General features: G+C 67.3%; 13 protein-coding genes and 2 riboswitches. Of the genes, 11 read left to right on the top strand and 2 right to left on the bottom strand.

Annotated features, from left to right (window positions below; translation table 11 throughout):
• Nucleotides 1-277: 277 nt before the first annotated feature.
• The 5 genes from ACNQQL_RS06510 to ACNQQL_RS06490 all read left to right on the top strand — a co-directional run bounded on the left by ACNQQL_RS06510 (nucleotide 278) and on the right by ACNQQL_RS06490 (nucleotide 3,600).
• Complete coding sequence (locus tag ACNQQL_RS06510; RefSeq protein WP_347063616.1) at nucleotides 278-448, top strand: hypothetical protein; 171 nt, start codon at nucleotides 278-280, stop codon at nucleotides 446-448.
• 643 nt (nucleotides 449-1,091) lie between these two features.
• Nucleotides 1,092-1,517 (top strand): PRC-barrel domain-containing protein, encoded by a 426-nt coding sequence (locus ACNQQL_RS06505; RefSeq protein ID WP_072439675.1) that lies wholly within the window; start codon nucleotides 1,092-1,094, stop codon nucleotides 1,515-1,517.
• Nucleotides 1,518-1,694: 177 nt separating this feature from the next.
• Nucleotides 1,695-1,883: a CsbD family protein gene (locus ACNQQL_RS06500; RefSeq protein WP_175742599.1), complete on the top strand. Its 189-nt coding sequence runs from the start codon at nucleotides 1,695-1,697 to the stop codon at nucleotides 1,881-1,883.
• 272 nt (nucleotides 1,884-2,155) lie between these two features.
• Nucleotides 2,156-3,088, top strand: a complete 933-nt coding sequence (locus ACNQQL_RS06495) for a hypothetical protein (RefSeq protein WP_347063615.1) — start codon at nucleotides 2,156-2,158, stop codon at nucleotides 3,086-3,088.
• A 53-nt stretch (nucleotides 3,089-3,141) separates the two neighbouring features.
• The gene (locus ACNQQL_RS06490) at nucleotides 3,142-3,600 is read left to right on the top strand and encodes a hypothetical protein (protein ID WP_416392533.1); all 459 of its coding nucleotides are present in this window, start codon (nucleotides 3,142-3,144) and stop codon (nucleotides 3,598-3,600) included.
• Here the strand turns inward: ACNQQL_RS06490 and ACNQQL_RS06485 are convergent.
• Nucleotides 3,540-4,571 (bottom strand): ABC transporter substrate-binding protein, encoded by a 1,032-nt coding sequence (locus ACNQQL_RS06485; RefSeq protein WP_072439862.1) that lies wholly within the window; start codon nucleotides 4,569-4,571, stop codon nucleotides 3,540-3,542. The two genes, ACNQQL_RS06490 and ACNQQL_RS06485, sit on opposite strands and share 61 nt — an antisense overlap.
• Before the next feature lie 136 nt (nucleotides 4,572-4,707).
• Nucleotides 4,708-4,830: riboswitch (guanidine-I (ykkC/yxkD leader) on the bottom strand.
• Nucleotides 4,831-5,287: 457 nt separating this feature from the next.
• A riboswitch (guanidine-I (ykkC/yxkD leader) is annotated at nucleotides 5,288-5,423 on the top strand.
• A gap of 58 nt (nucleotides 5,424-5,481) precedes the next feature.
• On the opposite strand from ACNQQL_RS06485, the gene ACNQQL_RS06480 reads away from it, so the two are divergent.
• The 6 genes from ACNQQL_RS06480 to ACNQQL_RS06455 are packed head-to-tail and all read left to right on the top strand — an operon-like array spanning nucleotide 5,482 to nucleotide 14,328.
• A complete protein-coding gene (locus ACNQQL_RS06480; RefSeq protein ID WP_175962984.1) occupies nucleotides 5,482-6,237 on the top strand; it encodes an urea amidolyase associated protein UAAP1 in 756 nt (251 codons plus the stop codon).
• Between the two features lie 11 nt (nucleotides 6,238-6,248).
• Nucleotides 6,249-6,905: an urea amidolyase associated protein UAAP2 gene (locus ACNQQL_RS06475; protein WP_072439681.1), complete on the top strand. Its 657-nt coding sequence runs from the start codon at nucleotides 6,249-6,251 to the stop codon at nucleotides 6,903-6,905.
• A complete protein-coding gene (gene uca, locus ACNQQL_RS06470) occupies nucleotides 6,902-10,498 on the top strand; it encodes an urea carboxylase (protein WP_347063614.1) in 3,597 nt (1,198 codons plus the stop codon). Before ACNQQL_RS06475 ends, uca begins: the two co-directional genes overlap by 4 nt.
• Nucleotides 10,495-12,345: an allophanate hydrolase gene (gene atzF / locus ACNQQL_RS06465; protein ID WP_347063613.1), complete on the top strand. Its 1,851-nt coding sequence runs from the start codon at nucleotides 10,495-10,497 to the stop codon at nucleotides 12,343-12,345. Before uca ends, atzF begins: the two co-directional genes overlap by 4 nt.
• Nucleotides 12,346-12,393: 48 nt before the next feature.
• A complete protein-coding gene (locus ACNQQL_RS06460) occupies nucleotides 12,394-13,368 on the top strand; it encodes an ABC transporter permease (RefSeq protein ID WP_347063612.1) in 975 nt (324 codons plus the stop codon).
• Nucleotides 13,369-13,413: 45 nt separating this feature from the next.
• Complete coding sequence (locus ACNQQL_RS06455; RefSeq protein WP_204421237.1) at nucleotides 13,414-14,328, top strand: ABC transporter ATP-binding protein; 915 nt, start codon at nucleotides 13,414-13,416, stop codon at nucleotides 14,326-14,328.
• 72 nt (nucleotides 14,329-14,400) lie between these two features.
• Here the strand turns inward: ACNQQL_RS06455 and ACNQQL_RS06450 are convergent, their stop codons facing one another.
• Nucleotides 14,401-15,243: a formate/nitrite transporter family protein gene (locus ACNQQL_RS06450; protein ID WP_072439687.1), complete on the bottom strand. Its 843-nt coding sequence runs from the start codon at nucleotides 15,241-15,243 to the stop codon at nucleotides 14,401-14,403.
• Between the last annotated feature and the right edge of the window lie 278 nt (nucleotides 15,244-15,521).

The raw sequence follows: 15,521 nt of genomic DNA, 5'->3' as shown, positions 1-15,521 counted from the left end.
CGCTGCAAGTTCCGTCCGTGTGGCCCAGTGGCCCACCGGTCGCGCAACTGAGCAGGTCAGTGTCTCGCTCGAGGAGAGTTGTCATGTACAACATAGTCTGGCTCGTTGGAGCCGTGGTCATCGTTCTGTTCGTCCTCGGCTATTTCGGATTGAGATAGGGCGTCTCGTTCACGTGCTCGTCACGCGATGGCTGGTCAACGACGCCGATCTCATCCGCGGCAGTGAAGCCGCAAGATGATCCGGATCGCGACAGCCATCGCTTATGGCAGGAGGCGAAATGAAGACGCTCAGGATCATCGGCTACGCCGGCCTTATGGCAATCGCGATCATGTTGTTCGTCGCGATGTGCGCGGTCCTAGAGGACGGCATGATTTCTCGCGATGTGCATCGACAGGGGCTGACTGGCAACACGATTTCCAACCCCGGATCGCTGAATCGCTTCAGTTAAGTCACCGATTTACCGTTCCCGACATATTTGGAGAGACTCCGGCATTCGACGGGCAGAGAGGTGTGTTCGCCATTCTCGATGCCCGCATGCTTCGAAAATCGGCTTGCCATTTGCAATCGACGCTTGAGGTCGCGACAGCGCCGCCATAGGCGGCCGCGATCGCCTCACAGCCGCTCCCGCATGGGTACGGCAGCGTACCGACTTCAGGGCTGGTCGCGCATAGGGTTGGTTGACCTGACAGGAACGCATGTCGCGCCCGTTCGGAAGTGTTCTCCTGCCTCATGCGCGCTATGCGAACAGAGCACGCATCGGCGCCGAACCCCCTCGGCAGGGCACCTCGACGAGCATCGTTGATGCGCCGCGCTTCCAATGTCATCGCCTCGACAGCAACGGATACCGCGGCCGCGAAACGATGGCGCTCAAAGCGATGCTCAGGCAGTGAGCATGTCACGGCTACCCGCGCGCATGCCGGCACGAAACACTCGAATCGGGCATGTTTTTCGGCCCGCATGACGGCGGGCGATTGCAGGCGAAGCGCGCGGCGCGCTGGCTCGAAACAGAGCCGGATCGGCGCGAGCGTCGCACCGTCACGCTAGCCGGCGCCGCGCGCCGGCATTTCGATCAATGAACACAGGAGCAGGTCATGACACTCGTTTCTCCCAGCAATCAGCCGCCGAGCAACAGCAGCGGCGCCCGGATCATCGGTCACGCAACCAGCACAGGCGGGGCCGGCCCCAACGTCATGGCGGCCACCACGCTGACTGGCGACAAGGTTCTATCGTCCGATGGCAAGGAGATCGGAAAGGTTATCGACATCATGCTGGACGTATGCAGCGGCCGGATTGCGTACGTCGTGCTGTCGTGTGGCGGCTTTCTCGGGATGGGCGACAAACTTTTTGCCGTGCCTTGGGGAGCGTTCACCCTGGATACCGACGAGAAATGCTTCCGGCTCGACGCCACGGAAGAGCGGATGAAGAGCGCCTCCGGATTCGACAAGGACCATTGGCCTGCGATGGCGGATTCGCAATGGGGGTGGGCGCTTCATTCGGGTAACACGCCGCCGATGTAGTGACACGTCAGCAGGAGGCTCGGCCGGCTTTCCGCCATGCACGCGTCAGCGTGACTGCGGTATGCGGTGAGCGATTGCTGCTTTTTCAGATTCTGCCGTATCGCGTGCATCGGTCAACGCGCCGATCTCGACGGGCGGCAGGTTATCCAGCCAGCAGGTGTGACCGGAGCATTCATCATGAACAAGGATCAAGTCAAGGGTGTCGCAGAGAAGGCAAAGGGCAAGGTCAACGAGGTGGTTGGTCGAGCCACTGGCGACACGAAGCAGGAAGTCAAAGGCGATGTCCAGCAAGCAGTCGGCGAAGTGCAGAAGAAGTATGGCGACGCCAAGGAAGCAATCAAAAATCAGGCGAAGAAGACGCATTGATCGCCGCGTCAGTCGCGACACAGGGACACCGCAATACCGCGGCATCCGATCGCGGCACAATCGCCGCAGCCTGGCGTTACCCGCGTATCGCGGATTGCAGGAAGGGACGTAGGGGCACGGGGCACGCGAAGGCTTTTCGTCCTATGTATCGGCGCCACGGACGCCCGTGCGTGCCGTGCCGCGCGGCGACATTCGCCGGCGGCGCGGCACGCATGAAGTGTCTCGCGTTCGACCCGCCCAACCCGTCAACCGTCACGAGCCGGAGCATAACGATGAGTGCGTCTGCCGGAAGCCCAACCAGCCGCCCGCTACGCAAGGCGGCGCTGATGGCGTCGGCGCTGATGGCGTGCTCCCTGCCATGCCTGGGCGGGACGCCTGCGGACGGTGCGGACGAGGCAGCCAACTTGCGCGATGCGTACCAGAAGCTGATTCCCCGGCTCGATCACAACCAGTTCAAGCGTCCGTTGTATCTCGATTCCGAGGAATCGTCTTCCACGCTCAAAGGCGAGGTTTACGCGGTGATGGCGTACCCGTTCGCGACGGTCAACGGCGCGTTCAATGACCCTGTGCGAGGCCCGTCCAACTGGTGCGATGCGTTGATCCTGCACCCCAACATCAAGTATTGCCGCACCACCAGCGGCGGCAATACGCTGATCGTGAACGTCAGCAAGAAGGAAGTTGCCGAAGAACTCAGCACGACCTACCGGGTGCAATTCGAATACGACGCGGCGACCACCGGTCCGGGATACTTGCAGGTCAAGCTCCATGCGGACCAGGGACCATTGAACACCCGCGATTACCGGATCGCGCTGGAAGCGGTGGCGCTTGACGGCGACCGCACGTTCCTGCATCTGACCTATGCCTATAGTTACGGCGTGATCGGGCGTCTTGCGATGAAGACCTATCTGGCCGCCTTCGGGCGCGGCAAGGTCGGCTTCACCGACATCGCCGAGCCGTCCGCGCCCCAGGCGGAATACATCGGCGGGATGCGCGGCCTCATGGAGCGCAACACGATGCGCTACTACCTGGCCATCGTTGCGTATCTCGGCGCGCTGTCCAGCCCGCCCGACAAGCGACTGGAGCAACGCCTGACCGACTGGTTCGACGCCAGCGAACAATATCCGCGACAACTGCATGAAATGGATCGGCAGCAGTACATGCAGATGAAATACGACGAATACCAGCGTCAGCAGACCAAGCAGTAGCTTTGGGGGACGAGCCGGCGAGATGCGCACGCGCCGGCTCCGGTGGCGTCCAGGTGAACCTGATTTACGACAGCGTGGGTGCACTCGGCACGCCCAGCAGCTATTTCTATCGACTGCGGGCCGCCGGAGTATGCGTACTGGAATTCAATCCGGTGAATCCGTTGTCGACGCGCAAGCCCTGGGCGTTGAATCATCGCGATCACCGCAAGCTTCTGATCGTCGATGGGCGTGCGGCATTTCCTGGCGGTATCAACATCAGCAGCGTCTACTCGAGCGGCTCTTCGGGCAGGCGTCGTTCGGTCTCGACCGACGAGGCAGGCGCCCGGGTGTTAGCCAGGCAATCCACCGCCTTCACGCTTGCGCCGGAATCCTCGGCATCGTTCGAACCCCGGCGGCTGCCGCTCGATATCGACAAACGACATCGTTCCGGGCGGGCCCCCGCCCACCGCCGTCAGTGCGATTCGACGAGACGCGGATCGATATACGCGTCGATATCCTGCGACTGCTTGTAGACCGCGTTGCGCACATTGAATGCATTCGCGTTGCGGGTCGATCCGTAGATCGAGTCGAGCCCGTCGCCCTTGCGGAACGCCTGCTTCGCTGCAGCGGCATCGAGCAGGTGCGTGCCCTTCAGCAGCGGCAGATATTGCGCCGGCGTGAGGCCCACGCGCGCGGACATGATCTTCACCGCGTCGGCCTGCGTCTTCGGATCGTTGATGTAGGCCACGCAGCGATACCAGACCTTGACGACCTTCGCCCAGTCGGCCCGGCGCGCGGCGAGGCTGGTCGGCGTCACCGTGATCGCGTCGTAGATCAGCCCCGGCGCATCCGCCGACGTGAAGATCGCGCGCGCACCCGGCGCGCGTTTCAGCGCCTCGCCGGCGTTCGGCTGCCACGCCGCGACCGCCGCGATGTCGGACGACGCGCCGAGCACCTGCGGCAGTTCGTTGGTCTTCGCGTTGACGAGCGTGACGTCGCCGTCCTTCAGCCCGTGCTTCTGCAGCGCGGTTTCGAGCAGCAGGTGATCGACGAGCCCGAGCTCGACGCCGACCTTCCTGCCCTTCAGGCCTTCGACGGTCCGCAGCGGCGGCTTCGCGATGATCATGTCGTTGCCCGCCGAATAGTCGGTGAGCAGGATCATCACGTTCTTCGCGCCGGACGCGCCCGTGACGAGCGCATCGCCGTTGGTGACCGCGACCGCATCGAGCTTGCCCGCGGAGAATGCGTCGAGCGACGCCGAGTAATCGAACCATTCGAAATCGACGTCGACGCCGGCTTCCTTGAACCAGCCCTTGTCGAGCGCGACCTGGAACGCGACCCAGCCGGGCCAGTCGCTGTAGCCGATTTTCAGCGGCGGGGCCGCATGCGCGGCGGGCGCGGCGAACAGCGACGTCGTGACGGCGACGGCGGCGAGCGCATGGCGGACGGAACGGAGGTGCCGGGAGGACAGCAGGCGGCGGAACGGCGAGGCGAGGCGGGTCATCGTTTTCTCCAGGAGACCGGGATCGGGATCGTCGGCACGGGTCGCGCCCATGCGCGATCCGGCCGCGTGACCGGTTCCTGCGGATGCGGGACGAACGACCGGCCACGGAGAGGCGCGACGGCCGTCGCCATCGCCAATCTCCCGGGCTTTTGTCCCGCCGTGTAGCGCCATGCGCGCGCGGTCCGACGACCGTACGCACCGACGCCGGGCTGCTCTCGGACCAGACGTTCGACGAACCGGAACCCTAGCATCCCTAAGATGCGACACCGCCGCACCTCTCGGCATCGGAGCGAGCGAGAAGCATGCCAGCGGTGTGAACCGGCGGCTGACGTGTGTCGGAAACGCGCCGCTCAGCGACGGCGCGCGGCACGCTGCAGTTCGATGAAACGCGCGGAGAAGAGCGCGGCCAGCGCGCGCCGAAGCAGGTCGAGTTTGTTCATGAGCGATCGGTGGACAGAGTGACGGTGTGCGTATTCAGCAATGGCCGTGCCATTGCGATCGCACGCGGTGCGCGTGCGTAACGCTGCCCCGCGCTGGTGCCGGCCGCGTTCGAGTGGTGCGCACGCTGCCCAACGGGAGGGCGGGCCGATGCGCGTGCATGGCGTGCCGTTCGCCGTCCCATGCCCCGCCGAACGGGGCCGCGCGTGCTCGGATGCACGCGCTGGCATGCAACTCGCTTATTCGTCGTCCGAGAGGTGCGAAGCAATTTGCATCATCTTCAGGATCGCTAGGGTTCCGGTCGCGCGGCGTCACACGCCGTGCGATGCCTGGTCCGAGAGCAATCCGGTCTTGCCGCCTGCCTTGTTGCGAGGATCCGGCGAGGCTCCACGGAGGGACAAAAGCCCGGGAGGTCGCGATGTCGTTCGGTCGCCCTCTCACGCCTTTTGTCCAACCGATCCGAGGAGCCGCCATGTCGCCGAGCCCCCAAGCCCCGCTTGCCCCGTTGCCGCACGTCGTGTGGGAAACGGTCGTTCCCGCCGGAACCCACTGGTCCGGCATCCTGCGCCGCGGTCTCGCGCTGCGCGTCGTCGATCTCGACGGCGGCGCGAACCTGTCCGCCGTGTTTCATCGTCACGAAGATCCGCTCGAACGCTACAACATGGCCGATACGCTGAAGGCGCAGCACACCGCGCACCTGACGCGCGGCCACGCGCTGTATACGGACATGGGCCGCGTGATCGCATCGATCACGGCCGATACGCTCGGCTGGCACGATCCGCTCGGCGGCATCGGCGATGCGCGGCTGTTCGCGCGCAAGTACGGCCCGTCGTCGTATCAGGCCGATCGCAACGCGATGATCCGCAACGGCCGCGACAGCCTCGTGCTCGAACTCGCGAAATACGGGCTGTCCGCGCGCGACCTCGTCGCGAACGTCAATTTCTTCAGCAAGCTCGCGCCGCGCGACGATGGGTCGCTCGACTTCGTCGCGGGCCACTCGCCGGCCGGCAGCGCGTTCGACCTGCGCTTCGAGATGAACACGCTCGCCGCGTTTTCGACCGCGCCGCATCCGCTTGATCCGCAGCCGGCCTATGCGCCGAAACCCGTGAAGCTGATCGCATACCGCGCGTATCCCGCCGACGGTGCCGCGCCGGACGACGATCCGTGCCGCACCGCGTGCGCGGAGAACACGCGCGGCTTCGTCAACACCGACCGACTGTTCGCGTAAGGAGACCCGACATGCCGATCATCGAAAGCCGCCTCGACCCGCGGCACGCGATCTACGACACCACGCTGAACGCCGGCGAACCATGGCTGCACGACGTGAAGCGCGGGCAGGTGCTGCGCATTCTCGATCTCGAAGGCAACCAGGCCGTCGATACGCTGTTCTATCGCACCGACGCACCCGACGAGCGCTACAGCGCGCAGGACACGATCCGCGAGCAGCGCAACCTGTACTTGAGCGCGGGCAGCGTGCTGCTGTCCAGTCTCGGCAACCCGATGGTGACGATCGTTGCGGACACCTGCGGCCGCCACGACACGCTCGGCGGCGCGTGTGCGGCCGAGAGCAACACGGTGCGCTACGCGCTCGACAAGCGCCACATGCATAACTGCCGCGACAGCTTCCTCAACGCGATCGCGCATTGCGCATGCGGCACCGGCGCGCGGCTGACCAAGCGCGATCTCGTCGGCAACGTCAATTTCTTCATGAACGTGCCGGTCACGCCGCTCGGCGGGCTGACGTTCGAGGACGGCATTTCCGCGCCCGGCAAGTATGTCGAGATGCGCGCGGAGATGGACGTCACGGTGCTGATCTCGAACTGCCCGCAGCTCAACAACCCGTGCAACGGCTATAACCCGACGCCGGTGCGGCTGACGATCTGGGGACCGCAATGAGATTCGCCAAAGTCCTCGTCGCGAACCGCGGTGAAATCGCCTGCCGCGTCATCCGCACGCTGAAGCGACTCGGCATCGCGTCGGTCGCGATCTACTCGGAAGCCGATCGCGATGCGCGCCACGTGTCGATCGCCGACGAAGCCGTCTGCGTCGGCGCCGCGCCGGCGGCCGACAGCTACCTGAACGTCGCCGCGATCCTCGCCGCGGCGCGCGCGACCGGTGCGCAAGCCGTGCATCCCGGCTACGGCTTCCTGTCGGAGAACGCCGAGTTCGCCGATGCATGCGAGGCCGCCGGCCTGCGCTTCATCGGGCCGAGCGGCGCGCAGATGCGCGCGTTCGGCCTCAAGCACACCGCGCGCGAGTTGGCGCGCACGCACGACGTCGCGCTGCTCCCGGGCACCGGGCTGCTCGCGGATGTCGCGACGGCGCTCGCCGAAGCCGATGCGATCGGCTATCCGGTGATGCTGAAGAGCACGGCGGGCGGCGGCGGCATCGGCATGTCGTTGTGCCGCGACGCCGCGCAGCTCGCGGCGGCGTTCGAATCCGTCGTGCGGCTCGGCAGCGCGAACTTCGCGCATGCGGGCGTCTATCTCGAGAAGTTCGTCGAGCACGCGCGGCACATCGAGGTGCAGATCTTCGGCGACGGGCGCGGCGGCGTGATCGCGCTCGGCGAGCGCGACTGCTCGGTGCAGCGGCGCAACCAGAAGGTGATCGAGGAAACGCCCGCGCCGGACCTCGCCGACGGCGAGCGCGCCGCGCTGCACGCGAGCGCGGTGCGGCTCGCGCGCGCGGTTGCCTATGCGTCGGCCGGCACGGTCGAGTTCGTGTTCGATGCGCGCGAGCGCCGCTGCTATTTTCTCGAGGTGAATACGCGGCTGCAGGTCGAGCATTGCGTGACGGAAGCCGTGACCGGCATCGATCTCGTCGAATGGATGATCCTGCAGGCCGAAGGCGACCTGCCGCCGCTCGATACGCTCGCCGTCGCGCCGCGCGGCGCGAGCATCCAGGTGCGGCTCTATGCGGAAGACCCGCACCAGCAGTTCCGGCCCAGCGCGGGCGTGCTCACGCATGTCGCGTTTCCGGACGCGGTGCGCGTCGATACGTGGATCGACGCGGGCACCGAGGTCAGCGCGTATTACGATCCGCTGCTCGCGAAACTGATCGTGCGCGGCGACACGCGCCGCGATGCGCTCGCGGCATTGCGCGACGCGCTGGCCGCCACCGAGTTGTACGGGATCGAGACCAATCTCGACTACCTGCGTGCGATCGCCGGTTCCGACACGTTCGCGCGCGGTGCGCAAACGACCGCGTTCCTGTCGCGTTTCGCATTCGCACCGCACACGATCGACGTGCTCGACGGCGGCGTGCAGACGACCGTGCAGCAGACGCCGGGCCGTGTCGGCTACTGGGCCGTCGGCGTGCCGCCGTCCGGTCCGATGGACGACCGCGCGTTCGATCTCGCGAATGCGCTGCTCGGCAATCCGCATGACGCCGCCGGCCTCGAGTTCACGATGGTCGGCGCGACGCTGCGCTTCAACGCCGACACGCTGTTCGTGCTCGGCGGCGCGCCGCTCGCGGCGACGCTCGACGGCGCACCCGCGCCGTTCTGGCAGGTGCTGCGCGCGGCGCCCGGCGCGGTGCTGAAGCTGGGCGGCGTGACGGGCGCCGGCGTGCGCGCGTGTCTCGCGGTGAAGGGCGGGCTGCAGGTGCCCGATTATCTGGGCAGCAAGGCGACCTTCACGCTCGGCCAGTTCGGCGGCCACGCGGGCCGCGCGCTGCGCAAGGGCGACGTGCTGCACCTGCATGCGGACGCGGGGCGCGGCGAAGCCGGCGCGGCGCTCGCCGAAGCCGACCGGCCCGCGCTGACGCACGCATGGACGCTCGGCGTGCTCGACGGCCCGCACGGCGCGCCGGATTTCTTCACGGCGGACGACATCGCGATGCTGTACGACACGCGCTGGACGGTCCATTACAACTCGAGCCGCACGGGCGTGCGGCTGATCGGCCCGAAGCCGCAATGGGCGCGCGCGGACGGCGGCGAGGCGGGCCTGCATCCGTCGAACATCCACGACAACGCGTATGCGATCGGCGCGGTCGATTTCACCGGCGACATGCCGGTGATACTCGGACCCGACGGGCCGAGCCTCGGCGGCTTCGTGTGTCCGGTGACGGTCGTGCGCGACGAGCTGTGGAAGCTCGGGCAGTTGCGGCCGGGCGACACCGTGCAGTTCGCGCGCGTGGCGGCGGCTCCCGAGCGCGCATCGCCGGCACCGGCTTCCTTGTCGAACGCGGCTGCACCGAACGACTGCGTGCTGTACCGCGATCCGGCGGCCGGCAACGGCATCGGCGTCGTCTACCGGCGTTCGGGCGACCGCAACGTGCTGATCGAATACGGCCCGCTCGTGCTCGACCTGAACCTGCGTTTTCGCGTGCACGCGCTGATGTGCTGGCTCGATGCGCACCGGCTGCCCGGCATGCTCGACCTCACGCCCGGCATTCGTTCGCTGCAGGTGCATTTCGATGCGCACGCGCTGCCGCTCGATGTGCTGCTCGCGCATCTGCAGGCGGCCGAGCGCGAGTTGCCCGACGTCGCCGACATGCGCGTGCCGAACCGGATCGTGCATCTGCCGTTGTCGTGGGACGACCCGTCGACGCGCGTCGCGATCGAGCGCTACATGCAGTCGGTGCGGCCGGATGCGCCGTGGTGCCCGAGCAATATCGAGTTCATCCGCCGGATCAACGGCCTCGACAGCATCGACGACGTGAAGCGCATCGTGTTCGACGCGCGTTATCTGGTGATGGGGCTCGGCGACGTCTATCTCGGCGCGCCCGTCGCGACGCCGCTCGATCCTCGGCACCGGCTCGTGACGACCAAGTACAACCCGGCGCGCACGTGGACGCCGGAGAACGCGGTCGGCATCGGCGGCGCGTACCTGTGCGTGTACGGAATGGAAGGGCCCGGCGGCTATCAGTTCGTCGGCCGTACGGTGCAGATGTGGAACCGTCACCGGACGACGCGCGCGTTCGAGCCCGGCAAGCCGTGGCTGCTGCGCTTCTTCGACGAGATCCGTTTCTACGAGGTCGGCGAAGCCGAGCTGGCGGAACTGCGCGCGGATTTCATCGCGGGCCGTGCCGAACTGAAGATCGAGGAATCCGTGTTCGATCTCGGCGCGTACAACCGCTTCCTGCGCGACGAAGCCGACTCGATCGCCGCGTTCAAGACGATGCAGCAGGCCGCGTTCGATGACGAGCGCGAGCGCTGGCGGGCCGCCGGCCACGCCGAATTTGCAGGCGAAGCCGGGCAGGGCGATGCCGGTGCCGGTACGGCGGCGGCCGGCGACACGCTCGCCGACGCACAGCGCGGCATTACCGCCGACGTGTCGGGCAGCGTATGGAAGGTGCTGGTCGAAACCGGCGCGCGGGTGACCGAGGGGCAGGTCGTCGCGATTCTCGAATCGATGAAGATGGAGGTGTCCGTGGTGGCGATGGAAGACGGCGTGATCGAGGCGGTCGATTGCGTGCCGGGCGCGGCGGTTGTCGCCGGGCAGCGGCTGATGGTGATGAAGGCCGGCGCGGCCGAGGAGGTCGCATGAAGCCCTTCGATCGTCATCCGCTACCCGACCTGCGCTCGATCGCCGCGCTGCGCGCGCGGTACGAGGCCGGCAGCCTGACGCCGCATGCGCTCGTCGATGCGATCGCCGCGCACTTCGACGCGGGCGATCCGCACCATGCGTGGATCCGGCCGCTGACGCACGACGAAATGACGCGCTACGCGGATGCGCTGGCCGGACGCGACATCGCCGCGTTGCCGCTGTATGGCGTGCCGTTCGCGATCAAGGACAACATCGACCTGGCCGGCATCCCGACGACGGCGGCGTGTCCTGCTTACGCGTATGTGCCGTCGCGCAGCGCGCCGGTCGTCGAGAGATTGATCGCCGCCGGCGCGATCCCGATCGGCAAGACCAACCTCGACCAGTTCGCGACGGGGCTGTCCGGGCAGCGCTCGCCGTACGGCGCGTGCCGCAATGCGCTCGATCCGCGTTATGCGTCGGGCGGATCGAGTTCGGGATCGGCCGTGGCCGTCGCGCTCGGCGTCGCCGCGTTCGCGCTCGGCACCGACACGGCCGGATCGGGCCGCGTGCCGGCCGCGTTTCACGGGCTCGTCGGGCTCAAGCCGACCAAGGGCGTGCTGAGCACGCTCGGCGTGGTGCCGGCCTGCCGGTCGCTCGACTGCGTGTCGCTGTTCGCGCATGCGCCGGGCGACGCGCGCGCGGTGTTCGCCGTTGCGCACGGCGTCACGGACGGCGATCCGTACGGACGCGCGTGGCAGCCGTTGCTCGACGCGGACGGCAGCCATGCGCGGCACGCCCGGCCGCTCGCCGGCATGCGCTTCGGCGTGCCGCGCGCCGATCAGCTCGAGTTCTTCGGCGACGCATCGTATCGGGCCGCGTGGCAGACGGCCATCGAACGCCTGCGTGCGACCGGCGCACGAATCGTCGAGATCGATTTCAGCGCATTCCTCGCGACCGCGCGGCTGCTGTACGAAGGGCCGTGGGTCGCCGAGCGGCTCGCTGCGATCGGCGCGTTCTTCGCGGAGCGGCCCGACGCGCTGCATCCGGTGATACGCGAGATCGTCGGCGGCGCGGCGCGGTTCAGCGCCGCCGACGCGTTCGCGGCGTTCGACCGGCTCGCCGCGCTGCGCGTCGACGCGGCCCGCGCCTGGGACGATATCGACGCGATCGTGATGCCGACGTCGGCGATGACCGCGACCGTCGACGAACTGGAAGCCGATCCGATCGGCGTCAACGCGCGCTTCGGCTATTACACGAACTTCGTGAACCTGCTCGACCTGTCCGCGATCGCGGTGCCGGCGGGCCTCTGCGAGACCGGTCCGCATGCGGGTTTGCCGTTCGGCATCACGTTCGTCGGCCGTGCGCACGACGACGCGATGCTGCTCGATCTGGCCGACGCGTGGGGTGCTGCGCAGGCTGGCGAGGGCGACGTCACCGCCACGTGCCCGCTCGCCGCGCCGGCGGGCGTCGTGCGCGTGGCCGTGGTCGGCGCGCATCTGCGTGGCGAGCCGCTGAACGGGCAGCTCACGCAGCGCGGCGCGCGCTTCGTCGCCGCGACGACCACCGCGCCCGCCTATCGCCTCTACGCGCTGAGCGCGGCCGTGTCGGGCGGCGTCGCGAAGCCGGGCCTCGTGCGCGTGCCGGAGGACGGCGCGGCGATCGCGGTCGAGATCTGGGAGATGCCGGTCGCGGCCTACGGCAGCTTCGTCGCCGGCATCGGCGCGCCGCTCGGCATCGGCACGCTGACGCTCGCGGACGGCGCGCAGGTGCAGGGCTTTCTATGCGAACCCGCCGCGCTCGACGGCGCCGTGGACATCACGCGCTTCGGCGGCTGGCGTGCCTACCGTGCGAACGGCGCGCCGCGCTGAACGCCCGGTCGCCCGCGACCGGCAAGCAACACGATACGGAGATTCACCATGTCAGTGACCCGCAATACGACCGACTGGCTCGCGGTGCGCCGCGAGCTGTCGACCCGCGGCAAGTGGACGCTCGGCGTCGCGTCCTTCCTGCTGCCGCTCGCCGTCTGGTGCGTGCTCAGCTACGTGCCGTTCGCCTGGCATCCGCAGGTGCGCATCACGAACCCCGGCAGCGTCGATTATTTCCAGCCCGGCATGCAGATCGACCGCGACGTGTTCGACGACGAGCTCGCGCACGCGCGCGCGACGCACGCGGCCGTGCCCGAAGGCGAGCGCGCGAACCCCGTATACCTGCCCGCGCCGCATCAGGTGCTGCGCGCGTTCTACACGGCGTTCACGACGCCGCCGGCCTCGCGCGACGGCGTATGGCTTCACGAAAGCCTGTGGCACAGCATCCGCATCATCTTCTGGGGCTTCGTGATTTCGTCGGCGATCGGCGTGCCGATCGGCATCGTGTGCGGCACCTTCAGTGCGCTCGCGCGGCTGCAGGAGCCGTTCTTCGAGTTCTTCCGCTATCTGCCCGCACCGGCATTCGGCGCGCTGATGGTGGCGATCCTCGGCATCTACGATGCGCCGAAGATCGCGATCATCGTGATCGGGACGTTCTTCCAGCAGGTGCTGATCGTCGCGAACACCACGCGCAAGCTCGAGTACGGGCTATTCGAGGCGGCGCTGACGCTCGGTACGAAGAAGCCGGGGCTGATCGCGCACGTCGTCGTGCCGGGCATCCTGCCCGACCTGTATCGCGACCAGCGGATCCTGCTCGGCTGGGCGTGGACCTACCTGATCGTCGCCGAGCTGGTCGGCACCAGTTCGGGCATCACGTGGTACATCAGCCAGCAGGCGCGCTACCAGCATTTCGACAACGTCTATGCAGCGATCCTGATGATCGGGATCATCGGCCTCGGGACCGACATCGTGCTCGCGCTGCTCGGCCGCAGGCTGTTTCCATGGGACCGCACGCTGAAGGCGTGACGGCTGAAGACGATGACCTACCGCATCCTTTCGGAAGAAACGATCATGCAGAATCCGCACAGCCTTCCCGACTACCTGCTCCAGTCAGACGCCGTGAGCGAACGCTTCGCACGCCTGAAGGCGCGCGACGTGATCCTCGATGTGCGCCATCTCGGCAAGCGCTTCCGGTCGCCGCAGGGCGAAGTGGTCGCGCTCGACGACATCAGCTTCCGCACCCACCGGCGCGAGTTCGTCTGCGTGATCGGGCCGTCCGGTTGCGGCAAGTCGACGCTGATCCGCATCCTGGCCGGGCTCGAGTCGCAGACGAGCGGCGACGTGCTGCTCGACGGCAAGCCCGTGCAGGGCCCCGGTGCCGATCGCGGGATGGTGTTCCAGGGCTATACGCTGTTTCCGTGGCTGACCGTGAAGAAGAACGTGATGTTCGGCCTGAAGCGCAACGGCAGCAGCAGCGGCGAGGCGGAGCGCGAGGCGCTGCAGTGGCTCGATCTCGTCGGGCTCACGCGCTTCGCGGACGTGTATCCGCACCAGTTGTCGGGCGGGATGAAGCAGCGCGTCGCGATCGCGCGCGCGCTCGCGAACCGGCCGCGCATCCTGCTGATGGACGAACCGTTCGGCGCGCTCGATGCGCAGACCCGCGCGAAGATGCAGGCGCACCTGCTCGACATCTGGCGCAACATCGACGTGACGGTGCTGTTCATCACGCACGATCTCGACGAGGCGATTTTGCTCGCGGACCGGATTCTCGTGCTGAAGGCCAATCCGGGCAAAGTGCAGGAGCTGATCGAGGTGCCGGTGCCGCGCCCGCGCGGTTATTCGCAGTTCAACACGCCGGAATTCATCGCGACCAAGGCGCGGCTCGAAGCGCTGATCCATCCGGAGCCGACGGACGAGGCGCCGGACGAAGACGCGGTGCGCCCGCACATGATCCGGATGACGGACGTCGCGGACAACGTCGAATGACGTCCGCCGCCCCGCTGCGCGACGAACGCGGCGGGGCGGCCTGTCACGGGTTGCCGCGGGGCCGTGGGTGGATCAGGCCTTGCGCGCGACGACGCCTACCGGCGAAGCGGGCACGCGTTTCGGCGCGGTCTTGTAGTGCGTGCTGTACAGCGCGGCGCCGACGAACAGCAGCCCGCCGACCAGGTTGCCGAGCACCGTCGGGATCTCGTTCCACAGCAGATAGTCGACGATCGTGAAGTGGGCGCCGAGCATCAGGCCGGAAGGGAACAGGAACATGTTCACGACCGAGTGCTCGAAGCCCATGTAGAAGAACACGAGGATCGGCATCCACATCGCGATCACCTTGCCGGGAACGGACGTCGACATCATCGCGGCGACCACGCCGGTCGATACCATCCAGTTGCACATCACGCCGCGCACGAACAGCGTAAGCATGCCGGCGGCGCCATGCGCCGCATAGCCGAGCGTGCGCGCTTCGCCGATGCCGCCGATCTTCTGTCCGATCGCGTTCGGCGCTTCCGAAAAGCCGAACGTGAAGATGATCGCCATGAACAGCGCGACCGTCAGCGCGCCCGCGAAATTGCCGAAGAACACCAGCGTCCAGTTGCGGAACACGCCGCCCCAGGTCGCGCCGGGTCGGCGGTCGATCACCGCGAGCGGCGCGAGCGTGAAGACGCCGGTAAGCAGGTCGAAGCCGAGCAGGTACAGCATGCAGAATCCGACCGGAAACAGCAGCGAACCGACCAGCGCGTTGCCGGTGTTGATCGTGATGCTGACCGCGAACGCGGCCGCGAGCGCGAGGATCGCGCCCGCCATGTACGCGCGGATCAGCGTATCGCGGGTCGACATCGACAGTTTCGATTCGCCGGCGTCGACCATCTTGGTGACGAACTCGTTGGGCGTGAGGTAGGCCATGGTGTGCGCTCGTAAGGTTGGACGGGCAAAAAAAACCGCGCCGGGCACTCGCTCGACATGCGAGTGCCCGGCGCGGACGCTGTTATCCACGGGATCGTCCGCCATGGTTCGACATGGCGCGACCGTCAGGCCGCCATTAGCCCGACGAACGTGTTGTTCGCAACTTTCATACCAGTGGCGGGGAAATCGCGATGCAGGCAGGCGGGGCGCGACATGCCGGGGGCGGTGCTCGCGAGCCGATCGCCGCGAATCGCACTCGCGCGGTGCAATTCGCGCCT

Origin of the sequence: Burkholderia sp. LFS061, from assembly GCF_047978125.1 — a bacterium.
Taxonomy (GTDB): Bacteria; Pseudomonadota; Gammaproteobacteria; order Burkholderiales; family Burkholderiaceae; genus Burkholderia; species Burkholderia pyrrocinia_C.
Note: the sequence above shows the minus strand (reverse complement) of the source record. Positions and strands in the feature narration are given on the sequence as shown.

Bases quoted from the DNA above. Each gene is read 5' to 3' on its own strand.
- ACNQQL_RS06475 (WP_072439681.1), top strand. From the start codon at position 6,249: ATGCCGATCATCGAAAGCCGCCTCGACCCGCGGCACGCGATCTACGAC.
- ACNQQL_RS06510 (WP_347063616.1), top strand. From the start codon at position 278: ATGAAGACGCTCAGGATCATCGGCTACGCCGGCCTTATGGCAATCGCG.
- ACNQQL_RS06480 (WP_175962984.1), top strand. From the start codon at position 5,482: ATGTCGCCGAGCCCCCAAGCCCCGCTTGCCCCGTTGCCGCACGTCGTG.
- atzF (WP_347063613.1), top strand. From the start codon at position 10,495: ATGAAGCCCTTCGATCGTCATCCGCTACCCGACCTGCGCTCGATCGCC.
- ACNQQL_RS06505 (WP_072439675.1), top strand. From the start codon at position 1,092: ATGACACTCGTTTCTCCCAGCAATCAGCCGCCGAGCAACAGCAGCGGC.
- ACNQQL_RS06500 (WP_175742599.1), top strand. From the start codon at position 1,695: ATGAACAAGGATCAAGTCAAGGGTGTCGCAGAGAAGGCAAAGGGCAAG.
- ACNQQL_RS06495 (WP_347063615.1), top strand. From the start codon at position 2,156: ATGAGTGCGTCTGCCGGAAGCCCAACCAGCCGCCCGCTACGCAAGGCG.
- ACNQQL_RS06450 (WP_072439687.1), bottom strand. From the start codon at position 15,243: ATGGCCTACCTCACGCCCAACGAGTTCGTCACCAAGATGGTCGACGCC.
- ACNQQL_RS06455 (WP_204421237.1), top strand. From the start codon at position 13,414: ATGCAGAATCCGCACAGCCTTCCCGACTACCTGCTCCAGTCAGACGCC.
- ACNQQL_RS06460 (WP_347063612.1), top strand. From the start codon at position 12,394: ATGTCAGTGACCCGCAATACGACCGACTGGCTCGCGGTGCGCCGCGAG.
- ACNQQL_RS06485 (WP_072439862.1), bottom strand. From the start codon at position 4,571: ATGACCCGCCTCGCCTCGCCGTTCCGCCGCCTGCTGTCCTCCCGGCAC.
- uca (WP_347063614.1), top strand. From the start codon at position 6,902: ATGAGATTCGCCAAAGTCCTCGTCGCGAACCGCGGTGAAATCGCCTGC.